Below are 25,888 nucleotides of genomic sequence, written 5' to 3'. Positions count from 1 at the left end.
GCTCCGCTGCTGGTATCGGCTCGAACCCATTCAGCCTACGTCGGTCCCGCCCAGCCGCTCGCCCGGGGCGATCCGCACCCCGCGCGCCCAGTCGGCCGCGGCCATCGGCTTCTTGCCCTGAGCCTGCACCCACAGCAGCTCCACCGCGTAAGAGCCGGTCCCGACGTACAGGTTCTTCTTGCCGACGGCGAGCTCGCCGGGCGCGAGATCGGTGCGGTCCGGCACGGGGACGGCCTGGATGAGCTTGAGGCGCTCGTCGCGGAAGACGGTCCAGGCGCCGGGCGCCGGCGTGCAGCCACGAACTACGCGGTCGACCCGCAGGGCGGGCGCCGCCCAGTCCACGTGCGCGTTCTCGACGGTGATCTTCGGGGCGACCGTGATGCCGTCGACGGGCTGCGCCACAGCCTTCAGGGAGCCGTCCTCGATGCCGTCCATGGTCGCGGAGAGCAGTCCGGCGCCGGCGAAGGCCAGCCGGGTGAGCAGGTCGCCGCTCGTGTCGGTGGGCCGCACCATCTCCGTCACCGTCCCGTAGACGGGCCCGGAGTCAAGCCCCTCCTCGATCAGGAACGTGGACGCTCCGGTGATCTCGTCACCGGCCATGATCGCGTGCTGTACGGGGGCGGCGCCGCGCCAGGCGGGCAGCAGCGAGAAGTGCAGGTTGACCCAGCCGCGGGCGGGGACGTCGAGGGCGACCTTCGGCAGCAGCGCGCCGTAGGCGACGACCGGGCAGCAGTCGGGCGCGATCTCGCGCAGCCGGGCCAGGAATGCCTCGTCGCGCGGCTTCGCCGGCTTGAGGATCTCGATGCCCGCCTCCTCCGCACGCTCGGCGACCGGGCTGGCGACGAGCCTGCGGCCGCGGCCCGCGGGAGCGTCCGGCCGGGTGACGACCGCGGCGACCTCGTGCCGGTCGGAGGCGATCAGGGCGTCCAGAGCGGGAACGGCGACCTCGGGGGTGCCTGCGAAGACGAGCTTCATAGGTGTCTTTCGGCCTCTCGGGGCAGGGACTTGATGGGCAGCACACCAGTCTATGGCCGTTCCACGGGCCCGTTCCCTCCGGTATTCGGGGCCGCCTGCCCCTGGGGGCGTACGCATGGACGCGCGCCCTGCGCATATGCGCATACGCCCCTCCAGCGTGACCCCTCACCAACTGGCGCGTTGGTCAAGGAAGAGTTGACCAACCAAGGGCCACAGATGCGGCCCGATCCGTTTCAACGCCGGTTCGAGAGGCTTGTTCATGGCCGACCACGCAACCCACGACGCCCAGGCACGGGCCAGCCTGCACCTCCTGGTACGGGACATCGAGCGGGTCCGCCGGCAGGTGGACGCACTGCGCACCCTGAGCGCCCAGCTCGGCAACGTCTACCGTCCGCGCCGCTCCGGCCCCTCCGCGGGCTTCGTCGTCTACGGGCGCGCTCCCGCCCCGACCGTCCGCCTGGCCCAGGAACTGCGCGACAGCGTCGAGACCCTGGTGACCGCCGCCGTCGACTTCGACCGCTCGCTGGGCTTCTCGTGGGACGCCGTGGGCTCCGCGCTCGGGGTCACCAAGCAGGCGGTGCACCGCCGGTACGGGGCCCGCAGGGCCGCGGCGCAGGCGGCGGCCGAGGCCGAGCGCGCCACGGAGACGGCGGGGACACGGCCCCCCGTCCCCATCGGCACGGCGACGATCCCGTCCGTACCCGCCGCCCGCTCCATGCCCACGCAGCCGACCGCGGGCAGCCCGGTGCTCCGCGAGGACCCCCGCCCAACGGCCTTCCCCGGCCCGCGCAACGGCTGACCTCACCTCCTGTCTGCCTCCCTGCACATCGTCACGTACAGGGAGGCAGAGGTGTGTTGGGGCGCACTGCGTCGTCTCGGGGCAGCACCCGGAGAGGCCGATCGCCACCGGCCGCTCCGGGTGCGCCACCCGCGCCACGTCCACCACCTCAGCCGATGTCCGGCGGATCCACCCGCACCCGTACCGGCTCCGTGCCGCCCCTGGCCATCCGGGCCGCCTGAGCATGCTTCAGCGCCGACGCGAGTGCCGCGCCGCTGCCGGGCGGGACCCTGACCAGCACGCGCTCCCAGTGCTCCCCCGGCGGCGGCGCACCGGGACGGCGTGACGGTCCCGGCGCCGCGTCCGGCACCGGGACAGGGCCCAACACCTCGGCGTCACCCGGCAGTTCCACTGCCGCCAGGAACCCGGCGAGCGCCTCGGGCGCACCCGACACCGCCGCCATCCGCGACACCGGAGGAAAGCCGAGCTCGGCCCGCTCGGAGAGCTCCCGCACGGCGTGCCCCACCGGGTCCCACCGCACCAGCGCCTGCACGGGACGCAGCGTCGGCTCGGCCACGATCACCACCGTGCCGCCCGTCCCCTGCGGTCTGACCAGCGAGGCCGCCGCGATCCAGCGCCGCAGCGCGTCCTCCCCCGCCCGCAGGTCGGGGCGGCCCAGCATCGCCCAGCCGTCGAGCAACAGCGCGGCCGCGTACCCGCCTTCGGCCACCGGCTCCGCGCCCGGCGTACTCACCACCAGGGCCGGCGCCCCCGGCACCGTATCGAGAACCTGCTCCCGCCCGGACGTGCGCACCGGCACCGCCGGAAACGCCCGCCCCAGCTCCTCCGCCGTCCTGCGCGCGCCCACGACCTGCGCCCGCAGCCGGAACCCCCCGCACTCCTGACACTGCCAGGCGCTCTCCTCCTGCCCGCACCAGCCGCACTGGAGGGCGGCGGTCCCCTCGCTCGCCTCCAGGGGCCCGGCGCAGTGGCGGCAGCGCGCGGGCTCGCGGCACCGCTCGCACGCGAGCCGCGGCACATATCCGCGCCGCGGCACCTGCACCAGAACCGGCCCGCTCTTCAGCCCTTCCCGCACCACCTGCCACGCGAGCGTCGGCAGTCGCGCGGCCCGCGCCGCCTCGTCGCGCGCGAGGTCCCCGTCCCCCACGGTCCGTACGAGGGGTGCGGCGCCCCGTACTTGCTCACGACCAGCAATGAGGGGCGCGGCCCAACCGCTCTCGACGAGCTGCGCGGCCTCGACCGTGCAGCTCCAACTCCCCAGCAGGAACGCGCACTTGTCGTGCGCCGCCCGCAAGAGCAGCACATCGCGCGCGTGCGGCTGCGGAGCATGCGGCTCCGCATGGCTGGAGTCCCCGTCGTCCCAAATGACCACGAGCCCCAGGTCTCGCACGGGGGCGAACATCGCGGCCCGCGTCCCCACGACCGCCTGCACCGACCCGCGCCGCACCCCGAGCCACTCGCGATACCGCTTCTCGGGACCCGCGTCGGCGGTCAGCACGGCATGCCGTCCCTCGCCGAGTACGGTGCTCAGCGCGGCGTCGACCCGCGCGACCGCCCGCCCGTCGGGCACCACGACCAGGGCCCCGCGCCCGGAGGAGAGCGTCGCGGCGACGGCGCGCGCCACTTCGTCGGCCCACTCGGGTCCGGGCAGCGCGTTCCACACGGCCCGGGGGGCGCCTCCGGACGCGAGAGCGTCCAGGAAGCCCGGCCCGCGCTCGTACCGCCGCCAGCTCCCCGCGTCCGGCGCCGGCGGAGGCGGGAGCGGCTCGGGCGACGGCTTCTTCTCGGCGCGCGCGTTCCGCGGCGGGACGGCCAGCTGGAGCACGTCGGCGAGGCTTCCCGCGTACCGGTCGGCGACGGCGCGGGCGAGGCCGAGCAGCTCCTCCCCGAGCACGGGCTCGGGCGACACGACCTGCGCGAGGGCGGCCAGCGGCCCCTGGTACGCGGACTCGGCGACCCGCGCGACGACGAACCCGTCGATCAGCCCGCCCCCCTCGCGGCGCCCGTCCCGCACGGAGTGCTTCCCGGCGCCGAACCGCACCCGCACCCGCACACCCGGCTGCGCGTCGGCGTCGAGCTCCTCGGGCACCGCGTAGTCGAAGTACCGGTCGAGATGCAGCACGCCCTTGTCGACGAGCACCCGGGCCACGGGCAGCTCCTTGGCGAGCGCGGCCCCCCGCCACGTACGCGGCTTGGCCCGCGGCACCTTGGCCTGCCGCACACTCTCCCGAATCAGCGCAAGCTGCTCGGGCGGCGCACCCTCACCACCGCCGTCGCCCTGCCCGTTCTCGCTGCTCACAGCCAAATTCCTACCAGACCGCACTGACAGCGGCCGCCGCGATGGGGGCGAAGACGCGCGAGGGCCCCGGACCGAACCGGTCCGGGGCCGTTCACGTACAGGCGTCGTCCGCCGCGGGGTCCCGCTTAGAGACCCGCGGCCTTGCGCAGCGCGTCCACGCGGTCCGTGCGCTCCCACGTGAAGTCGGGAAGCTCGCGGCCGAAGTGGCCGTACGCGGCGGTCTGCGCGTAGATCGGGCGGAGCAGGTCGAGGTCGCGGATGATCGCGGCGGGGCGGAGGTCGAAGACCTCGCTGATCGCCTGCTCGATCTTGTCCGTGTCCACCGTCGCCGTGCCGAAGGTCTCGACGAACAGGCCGACGGGCTCGGCCTTGCCGATCGCGTACGCGACCTGCACCTCGCAGCGCGAGGCGAGACCGGCGGCCACGACGTTCTTGGCCACCCAGCGCATCGCGTACGCGGCGGAGCGGTCGACCTTCGACGGGTCCTTGCCGGAGAAGGCGCCGCCGCCGTGGCGGGCCATTCCGCCGTACGTGTCGATGATGATCTTGCGACCGGTCAGGCCGGCGTCGCCCATCGGGCCGCCGATCTCGAAGCGGCCGGTCGGGTTCACCAGAAGGCGGTAGCCGTCGGTGTCCAGCTTGATGCCGTCCTCGACGAGCTGGCCCAGGACGTGCTCCACGACGAACTCGCGGATGTCGGGGGCGAGCAGCGACTCGAGGTCGATGTCCGACGCGTGCTGGGAGGAGACCACGACCGTGTCGAGGCGGACGGCCTTGTCGCCGTCGTACTCGATGGTGACCTGGGTCTTGCCGTCGGGGCGCAGGTACGGGATCGTCCCGTTCTTGCGAACCTCGGACAGGCGCCGCGAGAGGCGGTGCGCGAGGTGGATCGGGAGCGGCATCAGCTCGGGCGTCTCGTCGCACGCGTAGCCGAACATCAGGCCCTGGTCGCCCGCGCCCTGCTTGTCGAGCTCGTCCTCGTCACCCTCGACACGCGACTCGTACGCCGTGTCGACGCCCTGGGCGATGTCGGGGGACTGCGAGCCGATGGACACCGACACGCCGCAGGAGGCGCCGTCGAAGCCCTTCTTCGAGGAGTCGTAGCCGATCTCGAGGATCTTCTCGCGCACGAGCTGCGCGATCGGCGCGTACGCCTTGGTCGTGACCTCACCGGCGACGTGCACGAGGCCCGTGGTGATGAGCGTCTCCACGGCGACCCGGGAGGTCGGGTCCTCCCGCAGAAGCGCGTCAAGAATGGTGTCGCTGATCTGGTCAGCGATCTTGTCGGGGTGACCCTCGGTCACGGACTCCGAGGTGAACAGGCGACGGGACACAACGCTCCCTGTGGTTGCAGCGGCTGCTGGCTGATCATTTGCGGACGGCCGGGGGCTGCGCCCGGCGTCGTCCGTGACCAGTTTATCGGTCACTCTCGGCCGTCGGACCACGCGTCTCGCCACTTGGGAGCGCTGTGACCAGCGGCACTGCATTCTGCGGTACGACGATCGCTCTTAGGAAGAGGCGAACGTGTCCGAATTGTAATGGCTTCGTGCGGTTCGGGACCTCCGCTGGAGCGAAAGCGGCATTCACTCGCCGTCGTAGATCCGCTCCACGGCCCGCGCGTCGCCGATGGGCAGCAGCCGGGCGACCGCGTCCCAGATCGTGTCGGAGAGCACTTCCTTCGGACCGTACGGGACCGGGGTCTCGCTGCCGTCCGCGCCGAGCAGAACGGCTTCGTTCTCCTCGGAGCCGAAGGTCTTGCGCTCCCCCACCTCGTTGACCACGAGCAGGTCACAGCCCTTGCGGGCCAGTTTCTTGCGGCCGTTGGCGAGGACGTCGTCCGTCTCCGCGGCGAAGCCGACGACGATCTGCCCGGGGCGCGGCCGGTCCGCCGAGAGCTCGGCGAGGATGTCCGGGTTACGGACCAGGACGATGGGCTCCGGCTCCTGCCCGTCCTTCTTCTTGATCTTCCCTGTGGCGTACGTCTCGGGGCGGAAGTCGGCCACGGCTGCCGCCATGACCACCACGTCCGCCTCCGGCGCCGCCTCGAGGACGGCCTCGCGCAGCTCTACTGCCGTCCCTATGTGGACGACGTCGACGCCGGCCGGGTCGGGCAGCGTCGCGTTCGCCGCGAAGAGGGTGACACGGGCGCCGCGGGCGACCGCCGTGCGGGCGAGGGCGTAACCCTGCTTGCCCGAGGAGCGGTTGCCGAGGAAGCGGACCGGATCGAGGGGCTCGCGGGTGCCGCCTGCGCTGATGACGACGTGCCGTCCGGCGAGGTCCTGGGTGGTCGCCAGATCGCCGCGCGCGAGGACCCGACGGACGAATTCGAAGATCTCCACCGGGTCGGGGAAGCGGCCCTTGCCCGTGTCGACGCCGGTGAGGCGGCCGACGGCGGGCTCGATGACGATGGCGCCGCGGCGGCGGAGCGTGGCCACGTTCTCCCGCGTCGCCGGGTGCTCCCACATCTCCGTATGCATGGCGGGGGCGAAGACGACCGGACAGCGGGCGGTCAGGAGCGTGTTCGTGAGGAGGTCGTCGGCGAGGCCGTGCGCGGCCTTGGCGAGCATGTCGGCGGTCGCGGGCGCGACGATCACCAGGTCGGCGTGCTGGCCGATGCGCACGTGCGGGACCTCATGCACGGACTCCCAGACCTCGGTCGAGACGGGGTTGCCGGACAGCGCCGACCAGGTCGCCTCCCCCACGAAGTGCAGGGCGGACTCCGTCGGCACGACGCGTACGTCGTGCCCCGACTCGGTCAGCCGGCGCAGGAGCTCGCACGCCTTGTAGGCGGCGATTCCGCCACTGACCCCCAGAACGACCTTGGGCTTGTCCACGGTCCGTGCCTCCCCGCACTCGGATTCCCGCACTCGGGAACGTACGACTCCCCTCGGAGACGTACGACTCCATGACACACCACAGGCCCGACAGTCGCGCTGCCGGGCCTGTGGCCAAGAAAAACTGATTGCTTACTGAGCCGGACCCTCGATGGCCTCGGACGTCAGCAGCCCCGCGTTGATCTCGCGGAGCGCGATCGAGAGCGGCTTCTCGTGGACGTGGGTGTCCACCAGCGGGCCGACGTACTCGAGCAGGCCCTCACCGAGCTGCGAGTAGTACGCGTTGATCTGACGCGCGCGCTTGGCGGCGTAGATCACGAGGCTGTACTTCGAGTCGGTCGCCTCGAGCAGCTCATCAATCGGCGGGTTGATGATGCCCTCGGGCGCGGTAATGGAAGAGGACACTCTCTGCCTTCCGATGGGATTGAAGATCACATGTGATCAAGGAAACGCGGGATTGCTCCGGCGGAATTCGAGATCACAAATAGATCGAAGATCAAACAACTCTCATCAAGGCTAGCAGCTCACGGGCCACGTCTTCGACGGAGGTGTTGACCAGGGTCGTATCGAACTCCGCTTCGGCTGCGAGCTCGACCTTGGCGGCCGCGAGTCTGCGCTCGATCACCTCGGGGGCCTCGGTCCCCCGGCCGGTGAGCCGGCGGACCAGCTCCTCCCAGCTCGGCGGGGCGAGGAAGACCAGCTGCGCCTCGGGCATCGACTCGCGGACGAGTCTGGCGCCCTGGAGATCGATCTCGAGGAGGACGGGTTCGCCCGACTCGAGACGGTCCAGGACGGCCCGGCGCGGGGTCCCGTACCGATTGCCCGCGAACTCGGCCCACTCCAGCAGCTCGCCGTTGGCGATCAGCTTGTCCATTTCCTCATCGGTGACGAAGAAGTAGTGGACACCGTGCTTCTCGCCGGGGCGCGGCTTGCGGGTGGTGGCCGAAACCGACAGCCAGACCTCGGGGTGTTCCTTGCGCATATGAGCGACGACCGTGCTCTTGCCGACCCCGGAGGGGCCGGAGAGCACGGTCAGCCGCGGACGTTCACTCATGCAGCGATTATTCCAGCTATCCCCGCATGCCCGGACCAGTCGGTCCGGGCACGGAGGACTAGGCGCCGGTGCTGCCGAACTCGCGCTCCAGGGACGCGATCTGGTTGGAACCGAGTCCACGCACGCGGCGGCTCTCGGAAATTCCGAGTCGCTCCATGATCTGCTTGGCGCGGACCTTGCCCACGCCGGGGAGGGACTCAAGGAGGGCGGAGACCTTCATCTTGCCGATGACGTCGTTCTCCTGACCCTGCTTGATGACCTCGTGCAAGGAGGCGCCGGAGTGCTTGAGTCGATTCTTGACCTCGGCCCGCTCCCGGCGAGCCGCGGCGGCCTTTTCGAGCGCGGCTGCGCGCTGTTCAGGGGTAAGGGGCGGAAGAGCCACGCCTACGTCACCTCGGATGTCGAACTGTCGGATACGGACCGGTGAGGAACCTAGTCGCCCCTCACCTGGGGAGCAACGAGCAATACGCTCGCCCGTTTCTCCCCCACTGCCTTGAGAGCGTGGGAGGTGCCCCCACTCGACGGAGACTAGCGGCCAGGACCGCCTGAGTCAGCGAGAACAGACGAAAAGTCCTGGTCAGCCTCCGTCGAGCCCGACATTACAGACATATAGCCCCGGATTTCTGCCCGGATCCGTGTGCGAGCCCCTCCCCGAGGCCCCGTTGAAACATCACGGAATGGTCAAGGAGGCTCCCGCGGACCCCCGCGAGGACCCTTTTCGCACCTCGGCGGCGCCTCTCAGCACCTCGAACAGCCGCGAATCCGTGACCCGATCGGGTCAACCGACGGCGACCGCCGCGCGGACCTCGTCGGCGAAGCGGACCGACGCGTCGCGCAGGGCGGCGACCGAGGGGCCCGCCTTCAGGACGGCACGGCTGACGTTCGGGACGACGTTGCGCGCGGCCGCGCCGAAGACGGCCGGCAGATCCGCCGGGGTCGCGCCCTGGGCGCCGATGCCCGGGGCGAGGAGCGGACCGTTGATGTCCAGGTCGTACGAGGACAGGTCCCCGAGCGTCGCGCCGACGACCGCGCCGAAGGAGCCCATGGGCGTCTCGCCCGCGTTCTCCTCGGAGAGGTGGGCGAGCATCGTCGCGCCCACGTTGCGCCCGTCGGCGCGTACGGCGTGCTGGACCTCGCCGCCCTCCGGGTTGGAGGTCAGGGCGAGGACGAAGAGCCCGGCGCCGGACTCGCGGGCCAGGTCGACGGCCGGCTTCAGGGACCCGTAGCCGAGGTACGGCGAGACGGTGAGGGCGTCCGAGAAGAGCGGGGAGTCCTTGTGCAGGAAGGTCTCCGCGTACGCGGCCATGGTGGAGCCGATGTCGCCGCGCTTGGCGTCCATGACGACCAGCGTGCCGGCGGCGCGCAGGTCCGCGACGGCGCGCTCCAGGACGGCGACGCCGCGCGAGCCGAAGCGCTCGAAGAACGCCGACTGCGGCTTGACGACGGCGACCGTGTCGGCGAGCGCCTCGACCGAGATCCGCGTGAAGCGCTCCAGGCCGTCGATGTCGTCGTTCAGGCCCCATGCCGACAGGAGCGCCGCGTGCGGGTCGATGCCCACGCACAGGGGGCCGCGCTCGTCCATGGCGCGGCGCAGGCGGGCGCCGAAGGGTTCGAGAACCGTCATGCGTGGGCCTTCTTCACGTCGGCGCCGACGGCGTCGGCGAGGGTGGCGTACGGCGAGGTGTTCAGGCGGGCGGCGAGGCCCTTGTGGATGGCCCGGGCGTAGAAGGGGCCCTCGTAGATGAAGGCGCTGTAGCCCTGGACGAGGGTGGCGCCGGCGAGGATGCGCTGCCAGGCGTCCTCGGCGTTCTCGATGCCGCCGACGCCCACCAGGGTGATCCGCTCCCCCACGCGCGCGTAGAGGCGCCTGAGGACCTCCAGGGAGCGTGCCTTGAGGGGTGCGCCGGACAGGCCGCCGGTCTCCTTCACGAGGGACGGGTCGGAGGCCAGGCCGAGGCTGTCGCGCGCGATGGTGGTGTTCGTGGCGATGATCCCGTCGAGGCCGAGCTCCACCGCCAGGTCGGCGACGGCGTCGACGTCCTCGTCGGCGAGGTCGGGGGCGATCTTCACGAGGAGGGGGACGCGGCGCGAGGTGACGGTGCGGTCGGCGGCCTCGCGCACGGCGGTCAGGAGCGGGCGCAGCGCCTCGGTCGCCTGGAGGTTGCGCAGGCCGGGCGTGTTCGGCGAGGAGACGTTCACGACGAGGTAGTCGGCGTGGGCGGCGAGCCGCTCGGTCGACTTCACGTAGTCGCCGGCCGCCTCCTCCTCGGGCACGACCTTGGTCTTGCCGATGTTCACGCCGACCGTGGCCCTGAAGGCGGGCCTGCGGGCCGCCAGGCGCTCCGCCACGGCCGCGGAGCCCTCGTTGTTGAACCCCATGCGGTTGATCAGCGCGCGGTCCGGCACGAGGCGGAACAGGCGCTTCTTGGGGTTGCCGGGCTGCGGCTCGCCCGTGACGGTGCCGATCTCGATGTGGTCGAAGCCGAGCATCGTCATGCCGTCGATCGCGACGGCGTTCTTGTCGAAGCCGGCGGCGAGCCCGAAGGGGCCGTGCATCCGCAGGCCGAGGGCCTCCGTGCGCAGCTCTTTGTGGCGGGGCGCGAGGACGGCGGCGACGAGCGTGCGGAGCACGGGGACGCGGGCCGCGAGGCGGATCCAGCGGAAGGCCAGGTAGTGGGCCTGCTCCGGGTCCATGCGCTTGAAGACGAGGTTGAAGAAGAGTTTGTACATCGTGGGTGTCCTCACACGGAGGGGGACACCGTTTCCGATGTCCCCCTCTGTGGGCTGCTAGTCGCGGGCCGCGGTCAGGTGTTCCGCGTGTTCCTGGAGTGAACGGACGCCCACGTCACCGTGGTTGAGGGCGTCGATGCCCTGTACGGCGGCCGCGAGGGCCTGCACCGTGGTCAGGCACGGGACGCTGCGCGCCACCGCCGCCGTACGGATCTCGTAGCCGTCGAGGCGGCCGCCCGTGCCGTACGGGGTGTTGACGATCAGGTCGACCTGGCCGTCGTGGATGAGCTGGACGATGGTCTTCTCGCCGTTCGGGCCCTCGCCCTCGCTGAGCTTGCGCACGACCGTGGCGTTGATGCCGTTGCGGCGCAGCACCTCGGCGGTGCCGGACGTGGCGAGCAGTTCGAAGCCGTGGGCGACGAGCTCGCGCGCCGGGAAGATCATCGTGCGCTTGTCCCGGTTGGCGACCGAGATGAACGCGCGGCCCTTCGTCGGCAGCGGGCCGTACGCGCCGGCCTGCGACTTGGCGTACGCCGTGCCGAAGACCGAGTCGATGCCCATGACCTCGCCGGTGGAGCGCATCTCCGGGCCGAGGACGGTGTCCACGCCGCGTCCGTGGACGTCGCGGAAGCGGCTCCACGGCATCACGGCCTCCTTGACGGAGATCGGCGCGTCCAGCGGCAGCGTGCCGCCGTCGCCGGTCTTCGGGAGCAGGCCCTCCGCGCGCAGCTCGGCCACGGTCGCGCCGAGCGAGATGCGCGCGGCGGCCTTGGCGAGCGGCACCGCGGTCGCCTTCGAGGTGAAGGGCACGGTGCGCGAGGCGCGGGGGTTGGCCTCGAGGACGTACAGGATGTCGCCGGCCATGGCGAACTGGATGTTGATCAGGCCGCGGACGCCGACGCCCTTGGCGATGGCCTCGGTCGAGGCACGCAGGCGCTTGATGTCGAAGCCGCCCAGCGTGATCGGGGGCAGGGCGCACGCCGAGTCGCCGGAGTGGATACCGGCCTCCTCGATGTGCTCCATGACGCCGCCGAGGTAGAGCTCGTGACCGTCGTAGAGCGCGTCCACGTCGATCTCGATCGCGTCGTCGAGGAAGCGGTCGACGAGCACGGGACGGGACGGGGAGATCTCCGTGGACTCCTCGATGTACGAGGCGAGGCGGGTCTCGTCGTACACGATCTCCATGCCGCGCCCGCCGAGGACGTACGACGGGCGGACGAGGACCGGATAGCCGATCTCGTCGGCGATGGCCTTGGCCCCGGAGAAGGTGGTCGCCGTGCCGTGCTTGGGCGCGGGCAGTCCGGCCTCGGCGAGGACGCGGCCGAAGGCGCCGCGGTCCTCGGCGGCGTGGATGGCCTCGGGCGGGGTGCCCACGACCGGTACGCCGTTGTCCTTGAGTGCCTGCGCCAGGCCCAGCGGGGTCTGGCCGCCGAGCTGGACGACGACGCCCGCGATCGGGCCCGCGAGGGACTCCGCGTGGACGATCTCCAGGACGTCCTCGAGCGTCAGCGGCTCGAAGTACAGGCGGTCGGAGGTGTCGTAGTCCGTGGACACGGTCTCCGGATTGCAGTTGACCATCACGGTCTCGTAGCCGGCGTCACTCAGAGCGAAGGAGGCGTGGACGCAGGAGTAGTCGAACTCGATGCCCTGGCCGATGCGGTTGGGGCCCGAGCCCAGGATGATCACGGCGGGCTTGGTGCGCGGCGCGACCTCGCTCTCCTCGTCGTACGACGAGTAGAAGTACGGGGTCTTCGCGGCGAACTCGGCGGCGCAGGTGTCGACCGTCTTGTAGACCGGGCGGACACCGAGCGCGTGGCGCACCTCGCGGACGACGTCCTCGCGCAGGCCGCGGATCTCGGCGATCTGGGCGTCGGAGAAGCCGTGCCGCTTGGCCTCGGCGATCAGGTCGACATCGAGGCGCTCGGCGGCGGCCAGCTCGTCCGCGAGCTCCTTGATGAGGAAGAGCTGGTCGACGAACCAGGGGTCGATCTTCGTGTACTCGAAGACCTCTTCCTGGGTGGCGCCGGCGCGGATGGCCTGCATGACGGTGTTGATGCGGCCGTCGGTCGGGCGGACGGCCTCTTCGAGGAGCGCGGTCTTGTCACCGGGCTCGCCGACGAAGGTGAACTGGCTGCCCTTCTTCTCCAGGGAGCGCAGCGCCTTCTGGAGCGCCTCGGTGAAGTTGCGGCCGATCGCCATGGCCTCGCCCACCGACTTCATGGTGGTGGTGAGGGTGGAGTCGGCGGACGGGAACTTCTCGAAGGCGAACCGCGGGGCCTTCACGACCACGTAGTCGAGCGTCGGCTCGAAGGAGGCCGGCGTCTTCTCGGTGATGTCGTTCGGGATCTCGTCGAGCGTGTAGCCGACGGCCAGCTTGGCGGCGATCTTCGCGATCGGGAAGCCGGTGGCCTTCGACGCGAGCGCCGAGGAGCGGGAGACGCGCGGGTTCATCTCGATGACGATGATCCGGCCGTCGGCCGGGTCGATCGCGAACTGGATGTTGCAGCCGCCGGTGTCGACGCCGACCTCGCGGATGATCGCGATGCCGATGTCGCGCAGGCGCTGGTACTCGCGGTCGGTGAGCGTCATCGCCGGGGCGACGGTGATCGAGTCACCCGTGTGGACGCCCATCGGGTCGAAGTTCTCGATGGAGCAGACGACCACGACGTTGTCGTTCTTGTCGCGCATCAGCTCGAGCTCGTACTCCTTCCAGCCGAGGATGGACTCCTCCAGGAGCACCTCGGTGGTGGGAGACAGGGTCAGGCCCTGGCCGGCGATGCGGCGCAGCTCCTCCTCGTCGTGCGCGAAGCCGGAGCCCGCGCCGCCCATCGTGAAGGAGGGGCGGACGACGACGGGGTAGCCGCCGAGCGTGTCGACGCCCTTGATGACGTCGTCCATGGTGTGGCAGATGACCGAGCGGGCGGACTCACCGTGGCCGATCTTGGCGTTGACGGCCTCGACGACGCCCTTGAAGAGGTCGCGGTCCTCGCCCTTGTTGATGGCCTCGACGTTGGCGCCGATGAGCTCGACGCCGTACTTCTCGAGGACGCCGTTCTCGTGCATGGAGATCGCGGTGTTGAGCGCGGTCTGGCCGCCGAGGGTGGGCAGGAGCGCGTCGGGGCGCTCCTTGGCGATGATCTTCTCGACGAACTCGGGGGTGATCGGCTCGACGTACGTGGCGTCGGCGATCTCCGGGTCGGTCATGATCGTCGCCGGGTTGGAGTTCACGAGGATGACCCGCAGGCCCTCCGCGCGCAGGATGCGGCAGGCCTGGGTGCCCGAGTAGTCGAACTCGGCGGCCTGGCCGATGACGATCGGTCCGGAACCGATGACCAGGACGGACTGGATATCGGTGCGCTTAGGCACGCTGGCCCTCCATGAGCTCTACGAAGCGATCGAACAGGTAGGCCGCGTCGTGCGGGCCCGCCGCTGCCTCGGGGTGGTACTGGACGCTGAACGCCGGCTGGTCGAGGAGGTGGAGCCCCTCGACGACCTGGTCGTTCAGGCAGACGTGGGAGACCTCGGCGCGGCCGAAGGGGGTGTCGGAGACCTTGTCGAGCGGGGCGTCGACGGCGAATCCGTGGTTGTGCGCGGTGACCTCGACCTTGCCGGTCGTACGGTCCTGCACCGGCTGGTTGATGCCGCGGTGGCCGTACTTCAGCTTGTAGGTGCCGAAGCCGAGGGCGCGGCCGAGGATCTGGTTGCCGAAGCAGATGCCGAACAGCGGGGTCTTACGGGAGAGGACCTCCCGCATGACCGCGACGGGGCCGTCGGCGGTGGCCGGGTCGCCCGGGCCGTTGGAGAAGAACACGCCGTCGGGCCGGACCGCGTAGATGTCCTCGGCCGTGGCCGTCGCGGGCAGCACGTGCACCTCGATGCCGCGCTCGGCCATCCGGTGCGGTGTCATGCCCTTGATGCCGAGGTCGACGGCGGCGACGGTGAACTTCTTCTCACCGATCGCGGGGACGACGTACGCCTCCTTGGTGGCGACCTCGGCGGCGAGGTTCGCGCCCTTCATCTCGGGCGCCTGGCGCACCTCGGCGAGCATCGTGCCGTCGTCGGGCAGCGCGTTGCCGGAGAAGATGCCGACGCGCATGGCGCCGCGCTCGCGCAGGTGGCGGGTGAGGGCGCGGGTGTCGATGCCGCTGATGCCGACGACGCCCTGCTTGCGCAGCTCCTCGTCGAGCGAGCGCTGGGAGCGCCAGTTGGAGGGCACGCGCGCGGGGTCCCGCACGACGTAGCCCGCGACCCAGATCTGCTTCGACTCGGGGTCCTCGTCGTTCACGCCGGTGTTGCCGACGTGCGGGGCGGTCATCACGACGACCTGCCGGTGGTACGACGGGTCGGTCAGCGTCTCCTGGTAACCGGTCATGCCGGTGTTGAACACCGCCTCACCGAAGGTCTCCCCCACGGCCCCGTAGGCGCGACCACGGAAGATGCGGCCGTCCTCCAGGACGAGTACGGCGGGAGCGTTGGCGGCTCCCCGGGTGGAGGTCGTCATCGTGCGGTGCCTTCCGTCGTGATGGTCGTGCCGCTCGAGCTGCTTGAGCTGCTTGAGCTGCTTGAGCTGCTTGAGCTGCTTGAGCTGCTTGAGCTGCTCGTGTCGATCATGTTGTTGAGGGTCTCGACCCACTCGGCCTGCTCCGCGGCGTGGTCGGAGCGGAAGCCGGAGTCGATCAGCTTGTCCCCGTGCCCCCAGGTGACGATCAGGAGACCGCCCTCCGTGAGGACCTTGCCGGCGATGCCCTTGTCGAGCCGGGCCTCGCGCAGCTGTGCGACGGGGATGAAGAAGTCCGTGGCCCCGGGGCGTACGACGTCCAGACCCGCGTCCGTGAGCGTGAGCTCGACGCGGCTGCGGGTGCCGAGGCCGTGCGCCACGATGCGGTCGAGCCACTGCCCCGCGGTCGTGGAGCCGTGGTACCGGCCGCTCAGCTCAAGTCTGGCCGGACCGGGCGCGGACGGCGCGGTGGGGAGCGGCGGCAGGTCGCCCTGGAGGGTGCCGCGCCACTTCCAGCCCTGGCGCATCAGCCAGTAGACGAGCGCGATGAAGAGGAGCAGCCCGACGATCCAGCCGATCCGGTCGGGCCAGTCCGTCACGTCCGCCGACTTCTGTTCGGCGGCGAGCACTGCCAGAGGTTGCGTCAGTCGTGTCACGCGAGCTTCCCGTCGACGAGCGTGGCCTTGCCCCGCAGCCACGTGTGCGTGACGCGCCCGGGCAGCTCACGCCCCTCGTAGGGCGTGTTGCGGCTGCGCGAGGCGAAGCCGGCGGGGTCCACGGCTCCACGGTAATCGGCGTCGACCAGGACCAGGTTCGCGGGCTCACCTGCCGAGACGGGCCGTCCGTGGCCCTTGGCGCCGCCGATCTGCGCGGGCTTGACGGACATGCGGTCGGCGACGCCGGCCCAGTCGAGCAGCCCGGTCTCGACCATCGTCTGCTGCACGACGGACAGGGCGGTCTCGAGCCCGACCATGCCCATGGCGGCCGCGGCCCACTCGCAGTCCTTGTCCTCGTGCGGGTGCGGGGCGTGGTCGGTGGCGACGATGTCGATCGTGCCGTCGGCGAGCGCCTCGCGCAGGGCCATCACGTCGCGCTCGGTGCGCAGCGGCGGGTTGACCTTGTATACGGGGTTGTACGAGCGGACCAGCTCGTCGGTGAGGAGCAGGTGGTGCGGGGTGACCTCGGCGGTGACGTCGATGCCGCGGGACTTGGCCCAGCGCACGATCTCGACCGAACCGGCCGTGGACAGGTGGCAGATGTGCACACGGGAGCCGACGTGCTCGGCGAGCAGCACGTCGCGGGCGATGATCGACTCCTCGGCGACGGCGGGCCAGCCGCCGAGCCCGAGCTCCGCCGACACGATGCCCTCGTTCATCTGGGCGCCCTCGGTGAGGCGGGGCTCCTGGGCGTGCTGGGCGACGACGCCGCCGAAGGCCTTCACGTACTCCAGGGCGCGGCGCATGATCACGGCGTCGTCGACGCACTTGCCGTCGTCGGAGAAGACGGTGACGCCGGCGGCGGACTCGTGCATGGCGCCGAGCTCGGCGAGCTTCTTGCCCTCCAGGCCGACGGTGACGGCGCCGATCGGCTGCACGTCGCAGTAGCCGTGCTCCTGGCCGAGCCGGTAGACCTGCTCGACTACGCCGGCGGTGTCGGCGACCGGGAAGGTGTTGGCCATGGCGAACACGGCGGTGTAGCCACCGGAGGCGGCCGCCTGGGTACCGGTGAGGACGGTCTCGGAGTCCTCGCGGCCGGGCTCGCGCAGGTGGGTGTGCAGGTCGACGAGACCAGGCAGGAGTACCTTGCCGCCGGCCTCGACCACCTGGGCGCCCTCGGCGGACAGGCCGGTGCCGACCGCCTCGATGACGGAGCCGTCGATCAGGACGTCCTGCTGCTCGCCGCCGAGCACCTTCGCACCTCGGATAAGGATCTTGCTCATGGTTCTTACTTCTCCTCGGTACGGGTGTGGGTGACGGCGGGCTCGTTGCCGCCCAGAAGCAGGTACAGGACGGCCATGCGGATGGAAACGCCGTTGGCGACCTGCTCGATGACCGTGCAGCGGTCGGAGTCGGCGACCTCGGCGGTGATCTCCATGCCGCGGACCATCGGGCCCGGGTGCATCACGATGGCGTGCTCGGGCATCTTCGCCATGCGGTCGCCGTCCAGGCCGTAGCGACGCGAGTACTCGCGCTCGGTCGGGAAGAAGGCGGCGTTCATCCGCTCGCGCTGGACGCGCAGCATCATGACGGCGTCGGACTTCGGCAGGGTGCTGTCGAGGTCGTACGAGACCTCGCAGGGCCAGGTCTCGACGCCGACCGGGACGAGGGTCGGCGGGGCGACGAGGGTGACCTCGGCGCCGAGGGTGTGCAGCAGGTCGACGTTCGAGCGGGCGACGCGGCTGTGCAGGACGTCCCCGACGAGCGTGATGCGCTTGCCCTCGAGGTCCTTGCCGAGTCCGGCGTCGCGCCCGACCAGGCGGCGGCGCATCGTGAACGCGTCGAGGAGCGCCTGCGTGGGGTGCTGGTGGGTGCCGTCGCCCGCGTTGATGACCGGGGCGTCGATCCAGCCCGAGGTGGCGAGGCGGTAGGGCGCGCCGGAGGCGCCGTGCCGGATGACGACGGCGTCGACGCCCATCGCCTCCAGGGTCTGCGCGGTGTCCTTGAGGGACTCGCCCTTGGAGACGCTGGACCCCTTGGCGGCGAAGTTGATGACATCCGCCGAGAGGCGCTTCTCGGCGGCCTCGAAGGAGATCCGGGTGCGGGTCGAGTCCTCGAAGAAGAGGTTGCAGATCGTGCGGCCGCGCAGGGCGGGCAGTTTCTTGATCGGCCGGTCGGCGACCCGGGCCATCTCCTCGGCGGTGTCGAGGATGAGGACGGCGTCGTCGCGGGTGAGGTCGGCGGCCGAGATGAGGTGTCGCATCATCGGGGAGGCTCCGTAGGAAAGTTCAGGAGTATTCGGGCATACGGGCGCGCGGCGGCACCCTCAGGGTCGGGCTGAGGGTGGCTACTGCTCGCCGGCCGGAGCGGTCCGCTTGGCGCCGAGCAGCACGGAGTCGCGTCCGTCCTCCTCGGCGAGCTGGACCTTGACCGTCTCCCGCAGCGACGTGGGGAGGTTCTTGCCGACGTAGTCGGCGCGAATGGGGAGTTCGCGGTGGCCGCGGTCGACGAGGACCGCGAGCTGCACGGCGCGGGGGCGCCCGATGTCGTTCAGGGCGTCGAGTGCGGCGCGGATGGTGCGGCCGGAGAAGAGCACGTCGTCGACCAGGACCACGAGGCGGCCGTCGATGCCGTCGGCGGGGATCTCCGTGCGGGCCAGCGCCCGCGGCGGGTGCATGCGCAGGTCGTCGCGGTACATGGTGATGTCGAGGGAGCCGACCGGGATCTTGCGTCCGGTGATCTCTTCGAGCTTGTCCGCGAGCCGGCGGCCCAGGAAGACGCCGCGGGTGGGAATGCCCAGGAGCACGACGTCTTCTGCGCCCTTGGCGCGCTCGACGATCTCGTGAGCGATGCGGGTCAGTACCCGCGCGATGTCGGGGCCCTCGAGTACGGGGCGTGCCTCATCGGAGCTGCTGATGTCCATAAAAAACGGACCCCCTTCTCCGCCTCACGGGACGGACCTTAAAGGACGTCGGATTTGCGCCATCCACGGTACCAGGCCCGCAACGCCGCTGATCACCCCCCTGGAGGTGCGAGAGACGCCGTTCCGGGGGAAGGTCGTTAACGGACCACTCGGCTTGACGCAGCCAAGTAACGCTGCGTAACCTCACAGTGAGTTACCAGCCACGCGGCGGAGCCGCACGTTGATACAGCGTCCGGGAGCTATATGTCCAGCGAATACGCCAAACAGCTCGGGGCCAAGCTCCGCGCCATCCGCACCCAGCAGGGCCTTTCCCTCCACGGTGTCGAGGAGAAGTCCCAGGGACGCTGGAAGGCGGTCGTGGTCGGTTCGTACGAGCGCGGCGACCGTGCCGTGACCGTGCAGCGCCTCGCCGAGCTGGCGGACTTCTACGGGGTGCCGGTGCAGGAACTCCTGCCGGGCACGACGCCGGGCGGTGCGGCCGAGCCCCCGCCCAAGCTCGTCCTCGACCTGGAGCGCCTGGCCCACGTCCCGCCGGAGAAGGCGGGCCCCCTGCAGCGCTACGCGGCGACGATCCAGTCCCAGCGCGGCGACTACAACGGCAAGGTGCTGTCGATCCGCCAGGACGACCTGCGCACCCTCGCCGTCATCTACGACCAGTCGCCCTCGGTCCTCACCGAGCAGCTCATCAGCTGGGGCGTCCTGGACGCCGACGCGCGACGCGCCGTCGCACACGACGACCTCTGACAAACAGAAGCCGGCAGAAACGTCACGCCGGAGGGGCGGGCCCGCGTTTTCGCGGCCTGCCCCTCCGGCGTTTCCGTGCCCTGCCGTCGTCCCAGGAACGCATCAGGCCCGGGGCGGAACACTGATTCAGTGTTCCGCCCCGGGCCTGATGGCTGTCGCTGCCTGCCTGCTACGCCTCGTCGCGGCGCAGCGTCGGCTTCAGGTCCTTGAAGCGTCCCAGAAGCCCGTTGACGAAGGCCGGGGAGTCGTCGGTGGAGAACTCCTTGGCGAGCTGCACGGCCTCGTCGAGCACCACGGCGTCCGGGGTGTCGTCGACCCAGACGAGCTCGTAGGCGCCCAGGCGCAGGATGTTGCGGTCGACGACCGGCATCCTGTCCAGGGTCCACCCGACGGCGTACTGCGAGATGAGCTCGTCGATACGCGCGGTCTTGCGCGCGTATCCCTCGACCAGCTCCATCGTGTACTCGCTGACCGGCGGCTGCCGGGTGTCGGACCGGGAGTGCCGGATCCAGTCCGCGAGGACCGTCTGGACGTCGACTCCGCGCTGGTCTGCCTCGAAAAGGATCTGGAAGGCGCGCTTGCGGGCCGTGTTGCGAGCAGCCACGGTTAGCTGTTCACCCGGCCGAGGTAGTCGCTCGTGCGGGTGTCGACCTTGATCTTCTCGCCGGTCGTGATGAAGAGCGGCACCTGGATCTGGTGGCCGGTCTCCAGCGTGGCGGGCTTGGTGCCACCGGTGGAACGGTCGCCCTGGACACCGGGCTCGGTCTCCTGGACGACGAGCTCGACGGCGGCCGGCAGCTCGACGAAGAGCACCTCGCCCTCGTGCTGCGCGACGGAGGCGGTGAAGCCCTCGATCAGGAAGTTGGCGGCGTCACCGACAGACTTGCGGTCGACCATGAGCTGGTCGTACGTCTGCATGTCCATGAAGACGAAGTACTCGCCGTCCATGTACGAGAACTGCATGTCGCGCTTGTCGATCGTGGCCGTCTCGACCTTGACGCCGGCGTTGAAGGTCTTGTCGACGACCTTCCCGGAGAGCACGTTCTTGAGCTTGGTGCGCACAAAGGCAGGGCCCTTGCCGGGCTTGACGTGCTGGAACTCGACGACGGACCAGAGCTGGCCCCCGTCGAGCTTGAGCACCAGGCCGTTCTTGAGGTCGTTCGTGGAAGCCACGGTTGCGGAATCTCCTGGACTGACGATGGACGACCCCGGGCGCGCGCGCCTTACAGCGCGAGCAGCTCCTTGGTCGTAATGGTGAGTAGCTCGGGTCCGCCGTCCGCCTCGGGGCGCACGACGAGCGTGTCATCGATCCGGACACCGCCCCGGCCCGGGAGGTGGACCCCCGGTTCGACGGTGACCGGCACACAAAGGTCCAGTTTACCCATGGCCGCGGGGGCCAACTGCGGCTCCTCGTCGATTTCGAGTCCGACACCGTGTCCGGTGAGCTGTGAGAGGCCGTCCGCGTACCCCGCGGAGTCCAGTACGTGGCGTGCCGCGCGGTCCACCTCGCGGCACTCGGCGCCGGGTGCGAGGCTCTCCCGGGCGGCCCTCTGGGCTGCGAAGACCAGGTCGTACAGGTCGATCTGCCAGTCCGCGGGCGAGGTGCCGATGACGAACGTACGGCCGATCTCGCAGCGGTAGCCGCGGTAGGCGGCGCCGAGGCAGACCGAGAGGAAGTCGCCCTCCTCCACGCGGCGATCGGTGGGGCGGTGGGCACCGCGGCCCGAGTTCGGCCCGGTGCCGACCGAGGTCGGGAAGGCGGGGCCGTCGGCGCCGTGGTCGACGAGGCGGCGCTCCAGCTCCAGGGCGAGGTGGCGTTCGGTGCGGCCGACGAGGATCGATTCGAGCAGTTCACCGAGAGCCTGATCGGCGATCTCGGCGGCGATGCGCAGACAGGAGATCTCGTCCTCGTCCTTGACGAGCCGCAGCTGCTCCACGGCGCTGCCCAGGTCGCCGAGGCGCAGCCGGGGCGCCACGGAGCCGAGCGCCCGGTGCCTGGCCACGGTCAGATGGTGCTCCTCGACGGCGAGCGAATCCGCCCCGAGGGTCAGCGCGACGTCGGCGGCGGCGACGGCGGGGTCCCCGCCGGGCGCATCGAGCACCTGGATCCGCAGCGACTCGTCGGGCCGCCCGTCGGCGGGCTGTTCACTGGGCGGCACCCGGCACATCAGGACGTCACCTTCGGCGCCGGGGCCCTTGCCCACCAGGAGTACGGCGCCGTGGGGCGCCGCACCCGCGAGATAGCGAACGTTGGCGGGGCGCGAGACAAGGGCGGCGGCACTGCCGCCCGCCGCAGCGCGCTCCCTCAGCCGGTCCCTACGGGCCGCGTACACCTCTGACATGAATCGAGCGTACGAGTGACAGAGGTGCGCGGCCTGGTCAGCGCGTCCGGACGGGCGGCGAGGTGGCCTCTCCAGGGTGTTCTGCGCGGCCCGCTACCACTGGGGCGGGCTCGCGATCGAGCGGGCGAGGACGTCGTCGAGGACGCGGGCCGTGGTGGGCACGTCCATCTGGGAGTTGTCGATGATGGGCAGACCCGAGCCGTACCAGCCGGCCATGCGGCCGTGGATGCGGGCGACTTCCTCGTCCGTGAGGCGGCGGTTCCCGCTGCGCTCCGCGTTGCGCTCGAGGACGATCTCCAGGCCGGGGAGCAGCACCACGGGCAGCAGGCCGGGGCCCACGTGCCGCTTCCAGCCGCCGAGGCCCACGACCGGACGGTCCGGGAAGACGGCGTCGTCGAGGATGCAGGAGATGCCGTTGGCCAGGAAGTTGCGCGCGGCGAAGCCACAGGTGCGGCGGGCGAGTCGGTACTGGGCCTCGGAGTGGTCGTTCCACCCCGACTGCGGGTCGGCGAATCCGGAGCGCACCCACTCGCGTACGTCGTCGAGGCTGATGTGAGCCGTGGGGACGCGGCGCTGGTCCGCCCAGTACTTGGCGACGCTCGTCTTGCCCGCGCCGGCGGGGCCGATGAGCAGGACGGCGAGCGTCGTGGCGGTGGCGTCGGCGGTGCCCGCGGCGGGTGGCGGGCTCGGCATGGCGACGGGGCCGCCGGGCGGGAGCTGCACATGGCCCGTGGTGTCCCGTGAGGGGGGCTGCGGGGACTGCTGGGGGGCGTGCTGAGGGACGACACCCGGGTGCGGGGGCTGGCCGTGCGGCGGCTGGGTGTGCGGGGCCTGGGGGTGCGGCGCGGGTTGGTGCGGGGCGGGCGCCGGGGCGTGCGGCGCGGGTGCGTGCGGTGCCGGGCCCGAGGGGCCGGGTGGGCCGGCGAAGCCGGGTGCAGGCGGTGGCGGACCCGCCGGTCCGGGGCCCGGGTGATGCCCGGCCTGGGACCAGCCGGCGGCCGGTCCGTGCCCCGGCTGAGGGGGCGGCGGCAGCGGCGAACTCACTCCGTGCTGCATCCGGTGCGACTCCGTCTCGTACAGGCAACTGGCGCCGGCGAACAAGGCGCTACCGAACGGTACCTTCCCCGGCCGCCGTTGTGTGAACGGCCGGGGAGGTCGCGAAGTGCCCGAAGACGGGAGCTATTCGGCCACTTCGCCGTACGCCGCGAGGAGCACGGCCGGGTCGGGTCCTTCGAGGACCGTCGGCTTGGCGAGGCCGTCGAGGACGATGAACCGCAGCAGGTTGCCGCGGGACTTCTTGTCGACCTTCATGTTCTCCAGGAGCTTGGGCCACTGGTCGTAGCGGTAGCTCAGGGGCAGCCCGACGGACTCGAGGACGGTGCGGTGCCGGTCGGCGGTCGCGTCGTCCAGGCGTCCGGCGAGACGGCCGAGTTCGGCGGCGAAGTGCATGCCGACGGAAACGGCGGCGCCGTGCCGCCACTTGTACCGCTCGTTCTTCTCGATGGCGTGCGCGAGGGTGTGCCCGTAGTTGAGGATCTCGCGCAGGCCCGACTCCTTGAGGTCGCCGGAGACGACCTCGGCCTTGACCTTGATGGAGCGCTCGATGAGCTCGGCGGTGTGCGGGCCCTGCGGGGAGCGCGCCGCCTCGGGGTCGGACTCGATCAGGTCGAGGATCGCCGGGTCGGCGATGAAGCCGGCCTTGATGATCTCCGCGAGCCCGGACACGAAGTCGTTGACCGGCAGCGAGTCGAGGGCGGCGAGGTCGCAGAGCACGCCGGCCGGCGGGTGGAAGGACCCCACGAGGTTCTTGCCCTCGGCGGTGTTGATCCCGGTCTTGCCGCCGACGGCCGCGTCCACCATGCCGAGCACGGTGGTCGGCACGGCGATCCAGCGCACCCCGCGCAGCCACGTCGCGGCCACGAACCCGGCGAGGTCCGTGGTGGCGCCGCCGCCCACGCCGACGATGACGTCGGTGCGGGTGAAGCCGGACTGGCCGAGCGCCTTCCAGCAGTAGGCGGCGACCTCTGCGGTCTTGGCCTCCTCGGCGTTGGGCACCTGGATGGCGACGACCTCGAAGCCCTGGTCGGCGAGGTCGCCGCGCAGCGCTTCACCGGTCTCGGCGAGCGCCTCCGGGTGGATGATCGCGACGCGCTGGGCGGAGTCGCCGATCAGGCCGCCGAGTTCGCCGAGGAGCTGACGTCCGACGAGGACCTCGTACGGGTCGGTACCGGCCGTGCCGCCGACCTGGATCCGGGTCACCTGCTGCTCGGTCATGCCTTCTTCAACTCCAGGGCGTCGAGGACCGCGCGGGCGACCTCTTCGGGGGTGCGGTCGTCGGTGGGTACGACGACGCGGGCGACTTCGGTGTACAGGTGGCGGCGGGCCTCCATCAGCTCGCGCCACTGGCGGCGCGGGTTGACGGCGAGCAGCGGACGGGCGGTGTTGAGACCGGTCCGCTTGACCGCTTCCTCGACGTCCATCGACAGATAGACGACGGGGAGCGGGGCCAGCAGCGCGCGCGTCGACTCGTCGAGGATCGCTCCGCCGCCGAGCGCGAGCACACCGGTGTGCCCGGCGACGGCTTCGCGCACGGCCTGCCGTTCGAGTGCGCGGAAGTGGGGCTCGCCCTCGTCCACGAAGATGTCCGCGACGGGGCGGCCCTGGGCGGCCACGATGTCCGCGTCGGTGTCCCGGTAGGGGCAGCCGAGCCACTCGGCGAGCAGCTCCCCCACCGTGGACTTGCCGACGCCCATCGGGCCGACGAGTACGACCAGCGGGCCGGTCACCGGATCTGGAGGTGGTCGAGGTACGACTGCACGTTGCGCCGGGTCTCGGGGACGCTGTCGCCGCCGAACTTCTCCGCGACGGCGTCGGCGAGCACGAGCGCGACCATGGCCTCGGCGACGATGCCGGCGGCCGGGACCGCGCACACGTCGGAGCGCTGGTGGTGGGCCTTCGCGGCCTCGCCGGTCGCCACGTCGATGGTGGCGAGCGCGCGCGGGACCGTCGCGATCGGCTTCATCGCGGCGCGCACACGCAGCAGTTCACCGGTGGTGAGGCCGCCCTCGGTGCCGCCGGAGCGGCCCGACGTGCGCTTGATGCCGTCGGCCGTCGTCACGATCTCGTCGTGCGCCTTCGAGCCGGGCACGCGGGCGAGCTCGAAGCCGTCGCCGACCTCGACGCCCTTGATGGCCTGGATACCCATGAGGGCCGCCGCGAGGCGGGCGTCCAGACGCCGGTCCCAGTGCACGTGCGAGCCGAGGCCCACCGGCACGCCGTAGGCGAGGACCTCGACGACGCCGCCGAGGGTGTCGCCGTCCTTGTGGGCCTGGTCGATCTCCGCGACCATCGCCTTCGACGCGTCCGCGTCCAGGCAGCGCACCGGGTCGGCGTCGAGCTTGTCGACATCGGCCGGGGTCGGGTAGACGCCGTAGGGCGCCTTGGCGCTCGCCAGCTCGGTGACGTGGCTGACGATCTCGATGCCGGCCGTCTCCTTGAGGTAGGAGCGGGCGATGGCGCCGAGCGCGACGCGGGCCGCCGTCTCACGGGCGGAGGCCCGCTCCAGGATCGGCCGGGCCTCGTCGAAGCCGTACTTCTGCATGCCGGCGAGGTCGGCGTGACCCGGGCGGGGCCGGGTCAGCGGCGCGTTGCGCGCCAGATCGGCGAGGATCTCGGGGTCGACCGGGTCGGCCGACATGACCTGCTCCCACTTGGGCCACTCGGTGTTGCCCACCATGACCGCGACCGGCGAACCCATGGTCAGGCCGTGGCGCACGCCGCCGAGGAAGGTCACCTCGTCGCGCTCGAACTTCATCCGCGCGCCGCGTCCATAGCCGAGCCGCCGCCGGGCCAGGTGGTCCGCCACCATCTCCGTGGTGATCGGCACGCCGGCGGGAAGTCCCTCCAGCGTCGCGACAAGTGCGGGTCCGTGGGACTCCCCAGCGGTCAGCCAGCGCAACCTGCTCAACGGTGCTCCTCTTGCTCGCGCCTCGAACTGCGATGGCGCGGCCGGGTGCGCGGCCCTGGCCCGCCAC

The 25,888-nt window shown here is 71.2% G+C and carries 24 protein-coding genes; 2 read left to right on the top strand and 22 right to left on the bottom strand.

Annotation, left to right across the window (positions count from 1 at the left end; all coding sequences use genetic code 11):
* Positions 1-30: 30 nt before the first annotated feature.
* Positions 31-975 carry a methionyl-tRNA formyltransferase gene (fmt, locus tag OG698_RS36830; protein ID WP_406108203.1) on the bottom strand — a complete coding sequence of 315 codons (945 nt, stop codon included), beginning with the start codon at positions 973-975 and terminating at the stop codon, positions 31-33.
* Between the two features lie 259 nt (positions 976-1,234).
* On the opposite strand from fmt, the gene OG698_RS36825 reads away from it, so the two are divergent.
* Positions 1,235-1,774 carry a hypothetical protein gene (locus tag OG698_RS36825; RefSeq protein WP_100597430.1) on the top strand — a complete coding sequence of 180 codons (540 nt, stop codon included), beginning with the start codon at positions 1,235-1,237 and terminating at the stop codon, positions 1,772-1,774.
* Positions 1,775-1,922: 148 nt separating this feature from the next.
* Here OG698_RS36825 and OG698_RS36820 read toward each other — a convergent pair whose 3' ends face one another.
* From OG698_RS36820 to pyrR, 14 genes are all read right to left on the bottom strand, one after another.
* Entirely contained in the window at positions 1,923-4,073 is a 2,151-nt protein-coding gene (locus OG698_RS36820; RefSeq protein ID WP_406108202.1) for a primosomal protein N', read from the bottom strand.
* Positions 4,074-4,198: 125 nt separating this feature from the next.
* Positions 4,199-5,407, bottom strand: a complete 1,209-nt coding sequence (metK, locus tag OG698_RS36815; protein ID WP_406108200.1) for a methionine adenosyltransferase — start codon at positions 5,405-5,407, stop codon at positions 4,199-4,201.
* 249 nt (positions 5,408-5,656) lie between these two features.
* Positions 5,657-6,907, bottom strand: a complete 1,251-nt coding sequence (gene coaBC, locus OG698_RS36810) for a bifunctional phosphopantothenoylcysteine decarboxylase/phosphopantothenate--cysteine ligase CoaBC (RefSeq protein ID WP_406108199.1) — start codon at positions 6,905-6,907, stop codon at positions 5,657-5,659.
* Between the two features lie 132 nt (positions 6,908-7,039).
* Positions 7,040-7,312, bottom strand: a complete 273-nt coding sequence (gene rpoZ / locus OG698_RS36805) for a DNA-directed RNA polymerase subunit omega (protein ID WP_005319902.1) — start codon at positions 7,310-7,312, stop codon at positions 7,040-7,042.
* 91 nt (positions 7,313-7,403) lie between these two features.
* Complete coding sequence (gene gmk / locus OG698_RS36800) at positions 7,404-7,961, bottom strand: guanylate kinase (protein ID WP_100597426.1); 558 nt, start codon at positions 7,959-7,961, stop codon at positions 7,404-7,406.
* Positions 7,962-8,019: 58 nt separating this feature from the next.
* Positions 8,020-8,343, bottom strand: a complete 324-nt coding sequence (locus OG698_RS36795) for an integration host factor (RefSeq protein WP_026246651.1) — start codon at positions 8,341-8,343, stop codon at positions 8,020-8,022.
* A 396-nt stretch (positions 8,344-8,739) separates the two neighbouring features.
* Positions 8,740-9,585 carry an orotidine-5'-phosphate decarboxylase gene (gene pyrF / locus OG698_RS36790; RefSeq protein ID WP_399970875.1) on the bottom strand — a complete coding sequence of 282 codons (846 nt, stop codon included), beginning with the start codon at positions 9,583-9,585 and terminating at the stop codon, positions 8,740-8,742.
* Entirely contained in the window at positions 9,582-10,691 is a 1,110-nt protein-coding gene (locus OG698_RS36785; RefSeq protein ID WP_406108198.1) for a quinone-dependent dihydroorotate dehydrogenase, read from the bottom strand. Before OG698_RS36785 ends, pyrF begins: the two co-directional genes overlap by 4 nt.
* A gap of 57 nt (positions 10,692-10,748) precedes the next feature.
* Positions 10,749-14,057: a carbamoyl-phosphate synthase large subunit gene (carB, locus tag OG698_RS36780; protein WP_399970873.1), complete on the bottom strand. Its 3,309-nt coding sequence runs from the start codon at positions 14,055-14,057 to the stop codon at positions 10,749-10,751.
* Positions 14,050-15,192: a glutamine-hydrolyzing carbamoyl-phosphate synthase small subunit gene (gene carA, locus OG698_RS36775; RefSeq protein WP_329575386.1), complete on the bottom strand. Its 1,143-nt coding sequence runs from the start codon at positions 15,190-15,192 to the stop codon at positions 14,050-14,052. Before carA ends, carB begins: the two co-directional genes overlap by 8 nt.
* Positions 15,189-15,845: a hypothetical protein gene (locus OG698_RS36770; RefSeq protein WP_406108197.1), complete on the bottom strand. Its 657-nt coding sequence runs from the start codon at positions 15,843-15,845 to the stop codon at positions 15,189-15,191. The genes carA and OG698_RS36770 overlap by 4 nt, the downstream gene beginning before the upstream one ends.
* Positions 15,842-17,128, bottom strand: coding sequence for a dihydroorotase (locus tag OG698_RS36765; RefSeq protein ID WP_329575380.1), 1,287 nt, complete (start codon positions 17,126-17,128; stop codon positions 15,842-15,844). The genes OG698_RS36770 and OG698_RS36765 overlap by 4 nt, the downstream gene beginning before the upstream one ends.
* Positions 17,129-17,133: 5 nt before the next feature.
* Positions 17,134-18,111: an aspartate carbamoyltransferase catalytic subunit gene (locus tag OG698_RS36760; RefSeq protein ID WP_100597419.1), complete on the bottom strand. Its 978-nt coding sequence runs from the start codon at positions 18,109-18,111 to the stop codon at positions 17,134-17,136.
* A gap of 81 nt (positions 18,112-18,192) precedes the next feature.
* Positions 18,193-18,768, bottom strand: coding sequence for a bifunctional pyr operon transcriptional regulator/uracil phosphoribosyltransferase PyrR (pyrR, locus tag OG698_RS36755; RefSeq protein ID WP_100597418.1), 576 nt, complete (start codon positions 18,766-18,768; stop codon positions 18,193-18,195).
* A gap of 243 nt (positions 18,769-19,011) precedes the next feature.
* Between pyrR and bldD the strand changes: the two genes are divergently transcribed.
* Positions 19,012-19,512 carry a transcriptional regulator BldD gene (gene bldD / locus OG698_RS36750; protein WP_100597417.1) on the top strand — a complete coding sequence of 167 codons (501 nt, stop codon included), beginning with the start codon at positions 19,012-19,014 and terminating at the stop codon, positions 19,510-19,512.
* 169 nt (positions 19,513-19,681) lie between these two features.
* Here the strand turns inward: bldD and nusB are convergent, their stop codons facing one another.
* From nusB to aroC, 7 genes are all read right to left on the bottom strand, one after another.
* On the bottom strand, positions 19,682-20,116 hold the full coding sequence (gene nusB, locus OG698_RS36745) for a transcription antitermination factor NusB (RefSeq protein ID WP_100597416.1): 435 nt from the start codon (positions 20,114-20,116) through the stop codon (positions 19,682-19,684).
* Positions 20,117-20,118: 2 nt separating this feature from the next.
* Positions 20,119-20,685 carry an elongation factor P gene (efp, locus tag OG698_RS36740; RefSeq protein WP_266566568.1) on the bottom strand — a complete coding sequence of 189 codons (567 nt, stop codon included), beginning with the start codon at positions 20,683-20,685 and terminating at the stop codon, positions 20,119-20,121.
* Between the two features lie 50 nt (positions 20,686-20,735).
* A complete protein-coding gene (locus tag OG698_RS36735) occupies positions 20,736-21,854 on the bottom strand; it encodes a M24 family metallopeptidase (protein WP_399970869.1) in 1,119 nt (372 codons plus the stop codon).
* Positions 21,855-21,947: 93 nt separating this feature from the next.
* On the bottom strand, positions 21,948-22,910 hold the full coding sequence (locus OG698_RS36730) for an AAA family ATPase (protein ID WP_406108195.1): 963 nt from the start codon (positions 22,908-22,910) through the stop codon (positions 21,948-21,950).
* Positions 22,911-23,033: 123 nt separating this feature from the next.
* Positions 23,034-24,128: a 3-dehydroquinate synthase gene (gene aroB / locus OG698_RS36725; RefSeq protein ID WP_100597412.1), complete on the bottom strand. Its 1,095-nt coding sequence runs from the start codon at positions 24,126-24,128 to the stop codon at positions 23,034-23,036.
* On the bottom strand, positions 24,125-24,640 hold the full coding sequence (locus tag OG698_RS36720; RefSeq protein WP_406108193.1) for a shikimate kinase: 516 nt from the start codon (positions 24,638-24,640) through the stop codon (positions 24,125-24,127). The genes aroB and OG698_RS36720 overlap by 4 nt, the downstream gene beginning before the upstream one ends.
* On the bottom strand, positions 24,637-25,821 hold the full coding sequence (gene aroC / locus OG698_RS36715; RefSeq protein ID WP_100597411.1) for a chorismate synthase: 1,185 nt from the start codon (positions 25,819-25,821) through the stop codon (positions 24,637-24,639). Before aroC ends, OG698_RS36720 begins: the two co-directional genes overlap by 4 nt.
* Between the last annotated feature and the right edge of the window lie 67 nt (positions 25,822-25,888).

The organism is Streptomyces sp. NBC_01003, assembly GCF_045162695.1.
GTDB lineage: Bacteria > Actinomycetota > Actinomycetes > Streptomycetales > Streptomycetaceae > Streptomyces.
The sequence above is the reverse complement of the archived record's forward strand: the minus strand, read 5'-3'. Positions and strand labels throughout refer to the sequence as shown.

Coding starts and splice junctions, on each gene's coding strand:
- fmt (WP_406108203.1), bottom strand. CDS start 975: ATGAAGCTCGTCTTCGCAGGCACCCCCGAGGTCGCCGTTCCCGCTCTG.
- OG698_RS36825 (WP_100597430.1), top strand. CDS start 1,235: ATGGCCGACCACGCAACCCACGACGCCCAGGCACGGGCCAGCCTGCAC.
- gmk (WP_100597426.1), bottom strand. CDS start 7,961: ATGAGTGAACGTCCGCGGCTGACCGTGCTCTCCGGCCCCTCCGGGGTC.
- pyrF (WP_399970875.1), bottom strand. CDS start 9,585: ATGACGGTTCTCGAACCCTTCGGCGCCCGCCTGCGCCGCGCCATGGAC.
- OG698_RS36785 (WP_406108198.1), bottom strand. CDS start 10,691: ATGTACAAACTCTTCTTCAACCTCGTCTTCAAGCGCATGGACCCGGAG.
- carA (WP_329575386.1), bottom strand. CDS start 15,192: ATGACGACCTCCACCCGGGGAGCCGCCAACGCTCCCGCCGTACTCGTC.
- OG698_RS36765 (WP_329575380.1), bottom strand. CDS start 17,128: ATGAGCAAGATCCTTATCCGAGGTGCGAAGGTGCTCGGCGGCGAGCAG.
- OG698_RS36760 (WP_100597419.1), bottom strand. CDS start 18,111: ATGATGCGACACCTCATCTCGGCCGCCGACCTCACCCGCGACGACGCC.
- pyrR (WP_100597418.1), bottom strand. CDS start 18,768: ATGGACATCAGCAGCTCCGATGAGGCACGCCCCGTACTCGAGGGCCCC.
- bldD (WP_100597417.1), top strand. CDS start 19,012: ATGTCCAGCGAATACGCCAAACAGCTCGGGGCCAAGCTCCGCGCCATC.
- OG698_RS36735 (WP_399970869.1), bottom strand. CDS start 21,854: ATGTCAGAGGTGTACGCGGCCCGTAGGGACCGGCTGAGGGAGCGCGCT.
- OG698_RS36730 (WP_406108195.1), bottom strand. CDS start 22,910: ATGCAGCACGGAGTGAGTTCGCCGCTGCCGCCGCCCCCTCAGCCGGGG.
- aroB (WP_100597412.1), bottom strand. CDS start 24,128: ATGACCGAGCAGCAGGTGACCCGGATCCAGGTCGGCGGCACGGCCGGT.